Raw genomic sequence first — 16,266 nt, 5'->3', positions numbered from 1 at the left:
CTTCGGGATAAGCAAGACCCGTCCGTGGGCAACCACAGGCGGGTGGCACAAACCAGGGGGTAGCGACTGTTTAGTAAAAACACAGGGCTGTGCGAAGTCGAGAGACGACGTATACGGCCTGACGCCTGCCCGGTGCCGGAAGGTTAAGAGGAGGTGTGCAAGCACCGAATTGAAGCCCCGGTAAACGGCGGCCGTAACTATAACGGTCCTAAGGTAGCGAAATTCCTTGTCGGGTAAGTTCCGACCTGCACGAATGGCGTAACGACTTCCCCGCTGTCTCCAGCATCGGCTCAGCGAAATTGAATTCCCCGTGAAGATGCGGGGTACCCGCGGTCAGACGGAAAGACCCTATGAACCTTTACTGCAGCTTTGCAGTGGCATCAGAGACATTCTGTGTAGGATAGGTGGGAGGCTTTGAAACCGGGGCGCCAGTTCCGGTGGAGCCATCCTTGAAATACCACCCTGACTGTTTCTGATGTCTAACCGAGACCAGTAAGCCTGGTCCGGGACCCTGCATGGTGGGCAGTTTGACTGGGGCGGTCGCCTCCCAAAGTGTAACGGAGGCGCGCGATGGTGGGCTCAGGTCGGTCGGACATCGACTGTTGAGTGCAATGGCATAAGCCCGCCTGACTGTGAGAGTGACAGCTCGATCAGAGACGAAAGTCGGCCATAGTGATCCGGTGGTCCCGCGTGGAAGGGCCATCGCTCAACGGATAAAAGGTACTCTAGGGATAACAGGCTGATCTCCCCCAAGAGTCCACATCGACGGGGAGGTTTGGCACCTCGATGTCGGCTCATCACATCCTGGGGCTGGAGCAGGTCCCAAGGGTTCGGCTGTTCGCCGATTAAAGTGGTACGTGAGCTGGGTTTAGAACGTCGTGAGACAGTTCGGTCCCTATCTGCCGTGGGTGTTGGAGACTTGAGAGGATTTGTCCCTAGTACGAGAGGACCGGGATGAACATACCTCTGGTGCACCGGTTGTCGCGCCAGCGGCACAGCCGGGTAGCTAAGTATGGAAGGGATAACCGCTGAAAGCATCTAAGCGGGAAACCCACCTCAAAACAAGGTCTCCCCAAGGGCCGTGATAGACCATCACGTCAATAGGCCAGGTGTGGAAGCGCAGTAATGCGTGCAGCTGACTGGTCCTAATCGCCCAATAGGCTCATTCACACAGCCACTCAACGTGGAAAACATACATGCACAGCAGTCATCCACCCACTCTATCCTCTCAGCACCAACCTCCCACACAGTCCCTCAGGACTGACTGGATGATCTGGTGGCCATGGCGGGACGTGCTCCACCCGATCCCATCCCGAACTCGGACGTGAAAAAACCCAGCGCCTATGATACTGTGCCTTAAGGCACGGGAAAGTCGGTCGCCGCCAGATCTTCCAGTCAGCCCTGAATGAAAAATACCACCGCGGGGTGGAGCAGCCCGGTAGCTCGTCAGGCTCATAACCTGAAGGTCATAGGTTCAAATCCTATCCCCGCAACCATGAATTATCCAATATAAACAGCATGTTAAGCCGCCCTTACGGGCGGCTTTTTGCGTTTGGGACATACGCGCAGGATGCGTATAGGATGCAAATGGGAGTGAAAGCGCAGCGTAGTTTGGGCTAAAATGGGGCATTATCACGATAGCGTGATGTCTGTTCCAAGCCTCATTGCTTAGTGGAAATTGCGCGATCTGACGACGAGACGTTCACTGCCTGAGTCTATGTCGGCTGTGGTGTCTGCGTACAAAGGGTGTTTAAGCATCATCTTGGCGTGATCTCAGATCGGCTTTTTCTTCTTTTATGCGTCAACGACTGTTTCCTGCCATGCCACGCGTGCGAGAGCCGTGCTGGCCAAGGCCACCAAACCGATCAGGACAGCACAGCCGAGCCAGCCGTGATGCGCGTAGAGAGGAGCAGGGGCGACAGCGCCGATGCTTCCGCCCAGATAATAGCAGGTGAGATAGAGACCGGTTGCCGCAGACCGTCCTTCCCTGGCATGTCGTGCTGTATAGCCGGTGGCGCAGGACTGCCCGGCAAAGACAGCCATGCAGGACAGAGCCAGTCCAATCACGATAGGAGGGAGATGGACGGAAAGTGTCAGGGCAATTCCGGCAATCCCGGCGACCTGCGACAACAGAAAGGCCCGCGTGCGCCCGATCGTGCCGATAAGGCGACCGAAGAAAGGTGTGACTGTAACAGGCAGAAGAAAGACCACGAACAGAGCGCCGACTTCAATCGAAGTCAGGGTGAATGGAGGTGCGCTCAGACGTAGGCTCAGATAGGTAAAGGACGTGACCTGCTGAAACAGCAGGCTGGCGCCGACAAAACAGGTGACCAGCAGCCGCCAGTCGCGCACACCTTTTGCGACACTCCATAAACTTTTACCAAGGGATGCGCTGGCTCTGAACTGGCGCTCTGCAGGCAGACAGAATACGGCGAGCGCAAGAACAAGAATTAGAAGAACTGCGAAAACGAGAAAGGTGGAGAGCCATCCTGTAAAGGACGCAGCGGCACCGGCAAGGAAGCGCCCGCAGAACCCACCGAATGCAGTGCCTGCGACATATACTCCGTTCATGGTGGTTGCGGTCCGTCCGGACCATTCTTCAGCGATATAGGCGAGGGCCGCAGTGAAAATGAAGGGCACCAGCAACCCTTGTGCAAACCGCAGGGAGAGGAGAGCCGTAAAATTCCATGCCAGAGCGCAGGAGGCGGTTATGATAATCAGAGCGATGAGGGCTGCGACCATTACACGCTTGCGTCCGAAGCAGTCAGAGACGGCACCGGCCAGAGGGGCTGCGACTGCTACGCCCAGCGTGGAGGTGCTGATTGTCCAGGCGCTTGCTCCAAGGCTGACGCCAAACCGGCGGGCGATGTCAGGCAGGATGGGCTGGGTGGCATAGACGTTCAGAAGAGCGCAACTACCCAGAGCGAAGAGCGCTGCCGTCTGACGAAGTGGGACTGCTGTGTTCGCTGCCGCTTCATTTTCTATCGTAATTGTGTCTGAACGATTCATGGCTGATTCCGCCCGACAAGGTGTTCATGTCGTTTGTGGACGGTAATCTGTGCGTGGGAACTGGGTATTGTCATTGTTGTTATTCAGCACAACCGATTTGTGAATTGCCTCTTCCGGGGACGTTGGACCAACGGTGGCGAACGCGTGTTCGTGAGTCAAAGAGTAAATGCTTGAGGGCCTGCCAGGTTCGGCCAGAAATTAGCGTCCTGCATGGCGGACGCTGATCGGACGTATTGCGAGGACGCTCGAGACCCGTGCTCGCTGTGTCGAGTTGCATATGGCCTACGGGGTGACGGCCGCCACGCCTGATGCAGGAAACCCTCAGGCTATTCTTCACCTCTGTCTGGAAAGCCATGACCCGCATCCTGCGGGCGAGAAGATCGCGTCACCGATGCTCGCTTGGATGTTTCTCCTTAATATTCGCGATGCCGTAATGTTTCCGGATAAGATCGCCAAGCCCGCCAGCCGCATGGCTGAGCCGTCCCCGCCGCGAGTGAAGTACCAAATCCACTGAGCCGAGAGATGGCAGTAACCGTCCGGGAATGCTCGGGACAAGTTCTTCCGTCAGGTCTTCGGCAAGGGGTGATACTCCCAGTCCGGCATTGACGGCGGCCAGAATACCGGTGAGCGAAGGACTGACGTAAGTTATGTTCCAGAAAAATCCTTCCTCTTCGAGTTTCCTGATTGCGCGTTGGCGATATGTGCACGGTTCTGGGAAGAGTACGAGTGAGACAGGTCCCGTTGAAGATATCCGTCCGGCCCATACTATGGCTCGCTGGGCAAGGACTTCACCGTCTGCTGATCGGGTTTGTTTGGTCAGAACATGGTCGAGGCGTTGAGCGTCCAGGGCGGAGATAAGATAATCGCTATTACCGACTTCAACCTCCAGACGTGCGTCCGGATGCTGTCCGGCGAAATCTGCAAGGAGGTGCGTGAATCCGCGACCACTGGCGAAATCATCAGGAAGTCCGATGCGCACAGCCCCGGTCAGGGATGTACCGGCCAGTCGTGATCGGGCTGCCTGCTCAAGTCGCAGAATCTCGCGTGCGTATCCGATGAGATCACGTCCCTGTGCCGTCAGGGCGACAGACCCTCCACGATCACGGTCGAGAAGCCGGTGACCGGCCTGTTCTTCCAGGCGCTTGATATGGCCGCTGATTGTGGACTGGGTTGCGTTGAGGTGTCTGGCAGCTTCCGTGAAGCCCCCCATGTCGATGACGACCAGAAAACTGCGCAGGCATATCGGAGAGAGCATGACATCTCTTATCGTATATTGCGATATAAAAAGAACATATATCGATTTCTAAATTAAGATGAAAGCATGCATAGCAGGGATGGAGGTGCTCTCATGCAGGAAACAACGATTACAACATCCCAACTCGACATCGCATGCCGGATATCAGGCCCCGAGGACGGGTTTCCCGTCATCCTAATTCATGGCTGGCCAGATGACGCGCTGACATGGAACCGAATGCTGCCGGATCTGCATGGCGCTGGTTTTCGGACCTATGTACCCTGGCTGCGTGGCTGTGGTCTTACGCGATTCCGGGAACAGGATGCTCCAAGAAATGGACAACTCGTGGCGCTGGCGAAGGATATGTTAGAAATGGCTGATGGCCTGGGGCTTTCTCGCTTCAGCCTGATCGGCCATGACTGGGGGGCTCGGGCTGCCTATATCGCCTCCGTTTTAGCGCCTGGCCGAGTAGCCGGGAGCGTGGCTCTGTCCGTGGGATGGGGAACCAACGCTCCCGACCAGACAATGTCATATCGGCAGATGCAGAATTACTGGTATCACTGGCTGATGGGGCTCGATCGTGGCGCTGACCTCATCCGGAACGATCGTCAGCGTTTCATGCGCTATATCTGGTCGATCTGGAATCCGGCATGGGAAGTCCCTGAAGAGGAATTCGCTGCGACGGCTCTGGCGTTCGAAAACCCTGATTGGGCTGACATTACGCTCCATTCCTATCGCGTTCGCTGGGGGCTGGCACCCCGTTCGCCAGCTTTCGAGGAACTGGAGAGACGTGTCGCTGCTGACCCAGTCATTCATGTGCCCACGCTCGTGATCCACGGAGGCGATGATCCTTGCAATGACCCAGAGACTTCAGCAGGAAAGGACCATCTGTTCGCAGGTTATTATGAGCGGCACATTCTTGCCGCAATCGGCCATTTTCCTCAACGTCAGAGTGCAGCGTCCGTAACGAAGCTTGCTATGCCGTTTCTTTTACGAAACATTGGCTAACAGGCGCTTCCTATCAATGACCGACCGATTTCGAATAATTCTGCGCGCTCGCGCGGGTTGTCAATCTGCGCTCCGTCCGTTCGAGAACTAATCACTTTGACAGCTTCCGCCTTCGTGTCGGACGCTGCGGCTTCTCAATCCTTTTCCGCAAAGCAGACATAAATATCGCCGTCATTTGTATTTTATTTTAGATAATAAGCGGTGCTCTATTATTAGAATTTGGTCGTCGAACGCGTTAATTTACTTATGACACATTCAACCTTGCCGCTCTGATGATCGGTTTTTATCTCTTCTTTTTAAATCTTCCCGATTGAACCGCGAACGTCTAAAGTCGTTGGTATGACTGACGTCCTTTCTCGCCCACTACCGCCGCCCAAAAGGTGGCAGGAGTTCGAAAGCCTTACCTTTGATCTCTTCAGCCGCGTTTGGCGGACGACTGATGCAGAGCTTCATGGCAGAACCGGGCAGGCGCAGGCTGGTGTCGACGTCTACGGGACCAATCGGGTTGAGAACCTTTTTACCGGTGTTCAGTGCAAAGGGAAGGACGCCGACTACGGTGGCGAACTTACAGAGAAGGAATTGCGAGCGGAAGTAGACAAAGCGCTCAAGTTCCAGCCTCCACTGGAGGCGTTCATAGTTGTCACTACGGCACCGAACGACGTCACTATCCAAAAAATAGCCCGGGAAATCAGCGCCGAAAATAAGAAAAGAGGTCTTTTTGAGGTAAGAGTCACTGGCTGGGACACTTTGCGCCATCGCATTACAGATCATCCGGAACTTGTTCGTAAATACTTTCCCGATTTCGCTCCGGTAGACATGCTCGAGCACCTGAATTATTCGCGGCAGGACCAGAAGCTGCAGTTCCAAAGCATCACTCAGATACTCCAAAGACAGAGCGATCTCATTACCAACATTCGCGATGATCGTGGCGAAGGAGACGATCTTGCCACCCGTGCTTCTGATATCGGTAAGCTTATCGATGATGGTTCACCTCGTGCCGCTTTACGGGCGCTTGACCGCCTTCTGACCGATGAAGGTGAGACTGCAAGTCCGCTCGCGCGCTACCGCATCTTCGCAACGCGTGGCATCGCACAATTTGCACTCGGAAACGAAAGCGCCGGTATTGTTTCTTTTCAACAGGCCTTTAACGCATATCCAACCTTTCCGAATGCACGGGCTACGAAGGCGATTGTACTCCTTCACGAGGGAAATTGCGAAGCTGCTTTCTTACTTGCTACCGAAGCACTGAAAGACGATCCCGCTTCCACGCGTTCCGCTCGAATTCTCATCAGTGCTGCTCCTGAAGAGATGACACTCGCGGAAGTTGAAGCGCGATTACCTCCAGAGCTTGTCGGCGACGTGAATGTGAAGATACATCTCGCTATGCATGCCGCTAGACACGGCGATCACGAAGCTCATCGACGCCTCTCGGACGAGGCATACGCTCTCGCGCCGGAAGATTGGCGCGCAATAGCCGGGGTCGCCGATGCGCTGATGGAACCTCTGTCTGCGGTCGAAGGTCTGGAGTTGAGTCACGCGCTTACAGAAAAGCAGCTCGCGGATGCCACGCGAGCGGCTGAACTTCTTGGTAAAGCGTGGGGTAAGATTATTGCTGGGGATTCCAGTTGCCAAGGCCGGCATGTCGCGGCGAATCTCATAAGCCTTCTCGGACTATTGGGTCGCGATGAGCAAGCCCAAATCATTCTTGAGCAAGCTCTCAAGTGCAATTCGAACTATGATCCACTTGCCTATAGATCGGCGCAGTGTTCGTTTTCGCAGGGAGATTGCGCGAGCGCTGTGGATGCCATTAATGCCGTTCCCGAAGACGAGCGTGGGTTCGACAGTCTGCTTATACAGATCCAAGCCGCCATTGGTCTTGGCGATGCTGCCGTTGCGCGCTGGGGCTGTGAACTCTTGGAGGCAAAACATCCGCCTAGTCTGTCGAATGCGGAACAAGATCAACTTATGGCGGCGCTACGCGCCAAGATCGCGATCCTTGAGGGTGCCGACAGGGAGGTAGAGATTGAAGCGGCAGCACGAGCTCATCCTGACGGCCTCATTCTTCGCTCGATATTGTTTGACGAGCTGCCGCCCGAGAGTCAGCTTCGGAAAGGCTTCATTGAAGACATACGCCCAGTCATTAATAATGAGTTAACATTGCGTGAGCGCGTTCACTCTGCCGAGATGCTTTATTCAGCTGGCCAGTACTCGCTTGCCGCCGATCTCTACGAACCGCTTCATGGGCAATCTGACAGTTATGCGCTTCGTAGGCGGCTCGAGGCACTTTACCTCGCCGATCGACGAGCAGAGGCGCGCAAGCTGTTCGAATCGCTCCCGGGGGATCTTAGGGTAGCGTCGCAGTATCTTTACGTCGGCATCAACATCTACCAACGCGCAGGACTTCTGAAGCCTGCTCTCAGACTTGTCGAAAAGGCTCTGCTCCAAGAAGACACACTGCGCGTGCGCATGGCTTGGATTCACCTGCTAATGCGCTTAGGGCGCAGCACGGAAGCTTTGTCTTGGCTGGAGGAATTGCCCGATAGCATCGATGGTAGTTCCGATGAGCTTATGACTCTTGCTTGGGTGCTTGGCCAATACCATGCCGGGAACCCTAAATCGCTGGCTATTGGTTATCGAGCGCTGCGTAGCGGCTATGGACAACCATCTATCCATACTGCCTTTGCGGTAGGACTTATCCTCAATGGCCAGCCAAATGAAGCTGCGCTGGCACCGCCCTCTGCTGTTGGGCCGGGAACGGGCTTAGTGCTTCTAAACGAAGTTACGGGTGAGAGGATTCACCGTCTTATCGAGACCGAAGTCGATCCCGTGATCGATCGCGATGAGATATCGCCCAACGATCCGTTTGCAAAACAGATGGTCGGATTGAAAGTCGGAGAAACAATCGAGATACCGAAATTAGGCTTTGAGCCGCAGACCTATCGGGTCATGGAGATACAAAGCCGCTATGTTTTTGCCTTCCAGCGGACGGTACGCGATTTTTCACGTCTTTTCCCCGGGAATGCCACCTTCGGTTCGTTCTCTATCGACGACAGCAAAGGTGATCACAGATTTGAAGAAGTATTCGCTGTCGCTCGTAGGCGAGCTGCTCAGGGTAATGAGATCACAACGATGTACCGCGATAACGTCCTGCCATTGCCGATGGTGGCAAAGTTCTCGGGTTCATCCGTCTTCGACGTATGGGACCATCTCTCTGTCAATTCTAAACTTGGCCTGAAGTCTGCGCTGGGTATTTCGGGCGAGTTCGAAACTGGGCGCGAGGCTGCCGACAGAGGCATCATCCTGGTAGATCCAGTTTCGATATATGCGTGGACTCGGCTTGGGCTTTGCGCAACTCTTCTGAAGTCTGGATCGCGCTTAGCTGTAGTGCAGGCAACTATCGACCTGTTTCGCCAACTTCTTAAGGAGCGCCAGTCGCAACGCGGCCGCAAGATGGGCATCTTAGGGTGGGACGGCGAGCACTGTCGTATGGCCGAATTCACCGAAGAAGCTATAGAACGACAAGTAGAAGAAGCATCCGCGGCGCTTGAGTTTACGGAGAAGTTGATGCTTCTTCCGGCAGAAACTGATGAATTTCTGCCGGACAGTATCGCCGATCTCCTCAAGGATCTGGAGCCTGCCTATTATGACACATTAATAGCATCGCTCGGTCCCAAACGTGCGCTCCTGTCCGACGATCTCGGTTTTCGGGTCATTGCGCAAGGTGCAGGGGCAGCGGTCAGTTGGACGCAACCGTTTAAACAGGTAAGCCTGTTCTCAAAGTATATTTCACATGCTGAATATATTGAGGTCATTGCATCGCTAATCGACGCAAATTACTATTTCACGCAGTTTAACCATAGAGACATCATTGGTGAACTCAGGAATTCGGGCTGGGTGATTAATGATCGCTTGCGTCGTTTCGCTCGCCTGATGACCAGTACAACCCTTGATCGCGCGAGCATAGCCACTCTACTCGGCAATCTGCTTCTGGCTAGCTATCATTATGCGCCCGACGATACCAGTTTGGCGGCTTTCCCCATCGCATACGCGGGTATGTGTCGTGAATCTTGCTTATTGGAGCAAGGTCGGAGAGATTTTTCTGCTGCATATCAAGAGGCATTTGAAGTGATCATACGTTCGTGGAACCGCCAGTTTCTTCCGAAGCGCCTGATTGACACTACCTGTCTGACACCGCTTTGGTTCCTGACTGAGGAATCAATAAGGATCGCGAAAAGGCAAGTTGACCGAATCAGGGATGCACTGAGGCGCGGTGGATTTACGCTCGGATGAATCGCGGACATTTTATTGAGATTGTGTTTCGCAATATACTGAACTCAAATGTGTTCATAGAGTTCTCTCTTGGATCACCGGTAGAATTTCGCCGGCCAAAGTGGTGAGAATTGCAGGAGAGTCTTCCTGCCCTGGCGCTTTCGGTACCTAGGATAATGCAAATATCAAAATAATTTCTACGACTGTTTACGCCTCATGTCGGTCGTTCAGCGGCCAATTTGCATTTTCCGAGAGCAGACACGCCATACTGTATAGGGGCAAATGATATCGTCATCGAAAGATAGGATTGTCACATAAGACATTGTCTTAGATACTGAGGTATCGGAGGAACACATTGTGGCAAACGACATCGATATCGCTGAGCAATTTGAAAAACATTTGAATAGCCCTAAGCAAACATGGCTACTTGGGGCGGGTATTAGTTTTATGTCAAACATACCTTTAATGTATAGCTTGACAGAAAGAGTAATTTCTCTTGCTCGTAATGAGCTTTTCTCTAAAGATGTTGTGGCTCTACATGTTTTAGATTTTATCGTAAAAGACTGTGGAGAAAGCTCTCATATTGAACATCATCTCACTTATCTCGGTGATTTGATCTCAATCGCCGAACGTTCGTGTACCGGTGGCATAACGATCGGCGATAAGCATGTTGCAAAAGATAAATTAATTGAGGTGCACAAAGGATTGATTGAAAAGATTGCACTCACCGTTCGTTGGGGGTTCAAAGCCGCCAGAAAAAATGAAGAAGGTGAGAATATAGAAGAGGAAAAAATAGGAACTGAAGGACATTCGATCGTCGATATTGCTGCTCATCAGAAATTTATTGAAGCGGTCTTTGGTAATAATCGGGCAGGTCTCGACTTTGTCCGAACGCCGGTTGAGTTTTTTACGACAAATTATGACACTCTGATTGAAGATGCCTTAGCTCTCACTGGTATTGAATTTCAGGATGGTTTTATAGGTGGCGGAATTGGATTCTGGAGTATATCGAATTATAAAGAAAATTCTGGGACGCGTGCTATCGTCTCTAAACTTCACGGTTCCATTGATTGGTATAGACCACTTTCGGGTAATCTAAATCTCTTACGCATCCGTTACGGGGACACTTATCCCAGCCACGGGGGGACCGTTATGATTTACCCTCAGGCAACGAAATATCTCAACACTCAGCGTGACCCTTTTGCCGAAATTTTTCAACGTTTCCGGTTGCGTCTATCACAAGGATCGGATCACGTGTTGCTGATTTGCGGCTATTCGTTTGGCGACGAACATATTAATGCTGAAATCGAGATCGCAATGTCATCGAATAAAAGCCAACTCACCCTTGTCGCATTTGCCGATGAACCTAATGACATCTTACCCGACACTTTAAAAGCTTGGTTGTTAGAGCCATGGGGGCAAAGAGTTTTTATTGCGAGTCCAAAAGGTATTTATCAAGGGTCTATTGGACCAGTGTTTCCTTCGCCCGATGGGAGCAAAAGAGACTGGTGGACTTTTAATGGCACTACCAAACTATTTACTGAAGGTCTGCCAAAAGATATTCAAGAGGCAATGGCATGAACGCTTTTCATCTTGATGCTGATTTGGAAATCGGCACAGTCTTTGAAGTAACTGGCAGCGCCATAAAAATTGCTCTTAAACGCGATATTACAGAACTAACACGTAGCTATGGTGGTCGTGTATACGATGTTGGCCAAATTGGCAGTATTGTCAAAATGCATCTTGGTCGTCGGATTCTTTTTGCGACAGTGAGACTACTTCGTTTACAATCTGACGAAGAAAGCGCTGCGCTGGCAGCGTCACAAACTAATTCCATTGATCAGGATCGGCGAGTAATCGAGGCTGATTTACTAGGAGAGGCATGGTTTAACGTATCAGAAAACGAACTATCATTTAAACGAGGAGTTTCTACTTATCCATTGCCCTTGCAATCTGTATATTTGATTACAAAAGAAGAAACAGATACGTTATTTGCGAGCGCAGAAAAGACAGCAGGGAGCGGTCCTAATCGTCTTGTTCCAATCGGGACATACGTCGGCGCAACACGCGTCCCTTGTCGTGCAAATATGGATAAACTTTTCGGACATCACTGTGCTATTCTTGGATCAACAGGATCTGGAAAATCAAGCGCTGTTGCAGCAGTTATTCATTCTATTCTGGAACATCAATGTGAACCAGGGACACCAACCCGCCCATGCATTATTCTTATCGATCCGCACGGAGAATATGCCTCTGCTTTTCAAGGACAGGCTAAAGTTTATCGTGCCTATAATCCTCTTGGTCAAACCTCAGAAGATGTGGCAACTCTGAAATTACCATATTGGTTGATGTCCAGCGATGAATTTCGTTCACTGGTAATTGGAAAAACCGAGTTCGAAGCCACTTCTCAGGCAAATACTGTTTACAAGGCGCTTACCCATGCACGCATGGTCGACGCTGGACTGGCACATAGCGCAATTGGGGGTATCCCTGCTAATCTTCCGGTTGGGCAGCATCCGGAGCGCCCCATGCCGATTGCGGGTATAACGGAAGATCAACTCGCCTCGTTTGACCGTGACAAGCCTCGTCCGTTTAAGCTCTCAGAGTTTCGAGAGCACATCACAGGTAGACAAGCAAAACGGCCTAATAAAACAAATGGATGGGAAGACGTAACACCTTCTGAATTCCAGAAAGACTATGCCTCAATACTAAATAAGTTTCATGTTCTAACTACAGACCCCAGAATTCGTTTCCTGATGGACGAGCGTGAAACAGATTCTCCAACGCTTTCCGATGTTTTAGCTCAATTCCTAAATGTAGGTGGAACTGATGATGCGTGTTTGAAAATCATTGATATATCAGGCCTTCCAAACGAAGTTGCTGGGCCGTTAACAGGTTCAATCGCTCGTCTTTTATTTCAATATAAAATTCACCAGACACGTGAAGAACGCGAAAAAGATCCGATATTATTTGTTTGCGAGGAAGCTCACCGTTATGTACCCAATCGGGGAGAAGCGCAGTATGAAGTCGCTCAGACTGCTATTCGACGCCTTGCTCGTGAGGGTCGGAAATATGGTTTAGGGCTAATGCTCGTATCTCAGAGGCCAACAGACATAGAAGATACTGTAATATCGCAATGTAACTCGTGGATTGTCCTGCGTCTGGCAAACAGTGGCGATCAAGAACATGTGGCGCGGATATTACCAGACAGTCTGTCTGGGATGACAAAAATGCTTTCTTCTCTCCCGCGGCAAGAGGCTCTTTTCGTCGGAGAAGCGGCAGCTATTCCAGCACGAATTCGCTTGCGTAGTTTAAGATACGACCAATTGCCGAATTCGCATGATATTTCTTTTGCCGCCGGTTGGTCATCAGTCGGCACGACTACTTCGAACCTTGAAAATATTGTTTTACGAATGACGTCATAATGACCGGGACAGCCGTCCATGTGATCGTGGCATATGGCGGCCTATAACTTGGAGGGTTTTTTCGAACCCTCCAGGGTCGGTTTTACCGATCATCCTACATAAAGCTGACATTCCACTCCCCCCCCATATCTGCCTGTCCGCATCAGTGATGCAGAAGCAGACAGGCAGCAGTCGCCCTCATTGTAGACATTCAAGAGGTTGTAATGGTTTTCCGAAAGCCGACATTGCTCGGCGAACTGCGATGGACCGAGTTGGAGACGAAGCAGACGTTCACAAAAACGGCAGAGAACGTTTGCTTCTGACAAAGGTGATACATGAACGAAGGCACTACATCGCCTAGGTGTTATCACTTAGGCCGGTTGTTTGGTACTCACCAGCTTAAGCCTAGCGCACGATATGTGAAAAAATAATATATCCGTGTTTACAAATGAGACGACAAAATATTTATATTAGTCCTTCATTTTTTTGGTTTCATTTGAGGACGCGCTTTTTCAGCAGCTGCACTTTCGATTTTTATCTCTCTAACCAAAGTCTCAAGTGCGACAATATCAGCCTCAAATTCTTCGGGGGTAGGAACAGGAACCGTATCGGCAGCTGGGTTATCATGACTGTGTGTATTCGCTTTTGTCATACCATCATGGAAACGTATTGCCATCGCATCGGACAAAGCTACACATCGCAAGCGCTGCGTTTGAATAACGTCAGTCCCCCGACGCACTACTTCATTGAATATAACTTCCTCAACCACCCGCTCATAAGTATCTCGCAGACGACCATAGAGATTCTTTATTTTATATTCATAATCGGACGGGCTTGTGTTGAGTAGTTTTGCTAATGGCGCCAAGTCATTCCTGATTCTTCCGATGCGTTTGCTTACGTTAAGGCCTTTCCAAACCATACCAGAAGGGTCGATTTTACCGGAAGCATCTTTGTCACTAAATAGAGAAATTGTTACAGGCTCTATGCCAAGATTTTCATCTGCTCCGCACACTTCATTGAAGAAAATGATATCGTGAGTAAATATTATTACCTGCCTATTGCAGGATTCCTCGGCCAGCCTTTTGGCAACTCGAGATCCTCGACTGCGATCTAATGATGAGACCGGATCATCGACAATAATCGGCCCCGACCCTTCGGTTAGAGCGACTTCCGTCAAGAAACCAGCTAATGCCAATACCCGCTGTTCACCTTCGCTCAGGATGTCGGAAGTAAGCTTAGTCAATTTGGTATGCGGATCGACTTGGAATTCGGCCTTTGTTTTGTCGCTCTTTCGAGACAGCCCGACATTGAGATGCTCAATATCGAATAACTCGCGCTCGGTATTGAAATGTTTGACCACAGCTGATGTCAAGTGAGTGTCGACCAGTTGGTTTGCGTAATGAGTAATACCTCTTGTCTGAACCTCGGCAAGCGCCTTCTCATAACACGCATTAACCCTGAGAAGATCGCGTCGCGTGACTAATTTAACTCGATTGGCAAAAAGAACCTTACGATCCTCAATTTGAGCTTTTTCCTTCGTCAAATTCTCACGTTCTAATGTGTTTCCTGCTTTGACTCGTGTCTCTTTTTCAAATTTGAGTTTCTGCAAGAATTCATTCATTTCATCATGCAGTGTCTCAAGTGGAAGCACTGACAAACTCTTCTCTCCCGCCAGCCTTGCCTGAGCATCGGCTTTGCGCTGCAGCACAGAAGTTTGGAACATCTCTAAGGAGTCGGCAAGTTTCGTGTTGCGGTAGCGGATTTGCTCGATGCGGTCGGCGAAGTCAGAAGCGTACAGAAGTGGTAGTTCGGGAATATCATTGACAGCAACTGTGAGTGCCTGAGCAGCCTTTGTTGCTGCAGTATCAAGTGTGTCATCCATATACTTCTGGAAACGCTGCATCCGTGCGGTTCCGTCTGGATGCAGTGGTTGTTGGCACAACACACAAACTGCAGGTTCATCTCCAATCGATGTAACTGGGAAATCACTCTCAGGATAAGCTTCATTCAATGAATAATCACGTGCGGCAGACCATAGAGCTCGCCAACTTTCGCTGCCTACACCGGGTAGTGGCTCGTCGGTGAATAACTTGTCGGCCGCCAACTGTGCGGCTTCTCGGGCTGTAACCGCAGCATTTTTCAAGGTCGTAAGAGTTGACAATGCTGTATCTGAGAGCGACGTTGTTACGGTTTTACATTCATTTATGATGGATTCTACCCAACCAATTAGCGTTTTTAGATCAGCAACAACTGCGGCACCCGCGGACAAAATAGCGACAAGTTCGTCGAGACGCTTCTGATCCTCATTTGAAAAAGCTATCGCTTCGTCGATCTCGCTGTCTGTTGTATCTTTGCAAAGCGACTGATTGAAGCTCTGAGCTGCAGTAAGACGTGCAACTGGAAAGACTATTGTTGTGAGACTTATTTTATCTCCGATAATGCTTCTCTGCTCGTTTTCAAGTATTTCCTTAAGCTTAAGACATACTGTGTTGAGACGATAAGGCAACGCGAGCCCAAAGGGTAAATAGCGTATCTGGCTGCCACCATCGACATAGAACTGAGCCGAAAGTGTATCGAATACAGACACCTGCATGAGTTGCGGAGAAGTCGGCATGCCTGGACTCCAAGTGACCGGCACTTCACCGCTGCCTACGTCAATCAGAATATTAGCTTTCTGAGGACCGGCACTCCCTGCATAGGCATCTGACAGCACCCTGAGCTTGGTTGAATTTTCCACACGTGTTCGACAGGCGTTACGCAATATTCGTACAAAACCACTCTTACCACTGCCGTTACGACCGTAGACGACTGTTAAGGATTTAGGACAAAAACGAAGCGTTGCGTTGGGAACAAGCCGATTAACATTCTCTACGTCAGCAATACCTAGAAGAGTAATCGGTGATGCTTTACCTGCATCAAAAAGCGACTTAGTAAATGGTATGGGAGTTGGCGGCGATAGATCAAGGCTGAAACCAGAAACGTTTTTGATCATCGCTAATAGTTCATCAATATCGGCATTTGTTAGGTCATTGTTGATTACGAGCCTGCGCAAAGCATCCTGTCGCCATAGCGAAAGTTTCTTTGACCATTTTTCAATATCATCGATCGCTTCAACGGTCATGCTTCTGCTTCCTCTCTTTCACCTTAAAAGGAGTGATAGAGGTCCGTTTCTCGAACGTCACCGTGGTCTTTTAGCAAGTCAGCCGTGACATCGCGGGAGTCCTACGAAGTAGAAGATTAACGTCCGTTTTTTATCCAGTCACCGTAAACCGGACATACTGCTTTCCCCCCCCCCCCATTGCCGACATTTTCTACCGGAAAAGCGGGTGCGGGTTTGTCTAG

Annotated in this window: 7 protein-coding genes, 1 tRNA gene and 2 rRNA genes (1 of these 10 running past the window's edge); 7 read left to right on the top strand and 3 right to left on the bottom strand. The window is 50.8% G+C overall.

The genetic code is table 11. The features are described 5' to 3' along the window. The 3 genes from IFJ82_RS11395 to IFJ82_RS11385 all read left to right on the top strand — a co-directional run. Positions 1–1,170, top strand: a 23S ribosomal RNA gene (locus IFJ82_RS11395); it begins 1,571 nt to the left of the window's first position. A 102-nt stretch (positions 1,171–1,272) separates the two neighbouring features. After that, positions 1,273–1,388: ribosomal RNA gene (gene rrf, locus IFJ82_RS11390) — 5S ribosomal RNA — on the top strand. A gap of 31 nt (positions 1,389–1,419) precedes the next feature. Beyond that, positions 1,420–1,496: transfer RNA gene (locus IFJ82_RS11385), tRNA-Met, on the top strand. A 298-nt stretch (positions 1,497–1,794) separates the two neighbouring features. On the opposite strand, the gene IFJ82_RS11380 is transcribed toward IFJ82_RS11385, so the two are convergent. Both IFJ82_RS11380 and IFJ82_RS11375 read right to left on the bottom strand, forming a co-directional pair. Continuing rightward, on the bottom strand, positions 1,795–3,009 hold the full coding sequence (locus tag IFJ82_RS11380) for an MFS transporter (RefSeq protein ID WP_225578653.1): 1,215 nt from the start codon (positions 3,007–3,009) through the stop codon (positions 1,795–1,797). 385 nt (positions 3,010–3,394) lie between these two features. Beyond that, on the bottom strand, positions 3,395–4,264 hold the full coding sequence (locus tag IFJ82_RS11375) for a LysR family transcriptional regulator (protein WP_192264658.1): 870 nt from the start codon (positions 4,262–4,264) through the stop codon (positions 3,395–3,397). Positions 4,265–4,357: 93 nt separating this feature from the next. Between IFJ82_RS11375 and IFJ82_RS11370 the strand changes: the two genes are divergently transcribed. The 4 genes from IFJ82_RS11370 (at position 4,358) to IFJ82_RS11355 (ending at position 12,945) form a co-directional block, all read left to right on the top strand. Next, a complete protein-coding gene (locus tag IFJ82_RS11370) occupies positions 4,358–5,251 on the top strand; it encodes an alpha/beta fold hydrolase (RefSeq protein WP_192264656.1) in 894 nt (297 codons plus the stop codon). 339 nt (positions 5,252–5,590) lie between these two features. Then, on the top strand, positions 5,591–9,541 hold the full coding sequence (locus tag IFJ82_RS11365) for a PIN domain-containing protein (RefSeq protein WP_192264655.1): 3,951 nt from the start codon (positions 5,591–5,593) through the stop codon (positions 9,539–9,541). A 336-nt stretch (positions 9,542–9,877) separates the two neighbouring features. Next, entirely contained in the window at positions 9,878–11,101 is a 1,224-nt protein-coding gene (locus IFJ82_RS11360) for an SIR2 family protein (protein ID WP_192264653.1), read from the top strand. Beyond that, positions 11,098–12,945, top strand: a complete 1,848-nt coding sequence (locus IFJ82_RS11355) for an ATP-binding protein (RefSeq protein WP_192264651.1) — start codon at positions 11,098–11,100, stop codon at positions 12,943–12,945. The genes IFJ82_RS11360 and IFJ82_RS11355 overlap by 4 nt, the downstream gene beginning before the upstream one ends. A 457-nt stretch (positions 12,946–13,402) precedes the next feature. On the opposite strand, the gene IFJ82_RS11350 is transcribed toward IFJ82_RS11355, so the two are convergent. Next, the gene (locus IFJ82_RS11350) at positions 13,403–16,045 is read right to left on the bottom strand and encodes an AAA family ATPase (RefSeq protein WP_192264649.1); all 2,643 of its coding nucleotides are present in this window, start codon (positions 16,043–16,045) and stop codon (positions 13,403–13,405) included. Positions 16,046–16,266: the final 221 nt, after the last annotated feature.

This window comes from Novacetimonas hansenii (assembly GCF_014843995.1).
Lineage (GTDB): Bacteria > Pseudomonadota > Alphaproteobacteria > Acetobacterales > Acetobacteraceae > Novacetimonas > Novacetimonas hansenii.
Note: the sequence above shows the minus strand (reverse complement) of the source record. Positions and strands in the feature narration are given on the sequence as shown.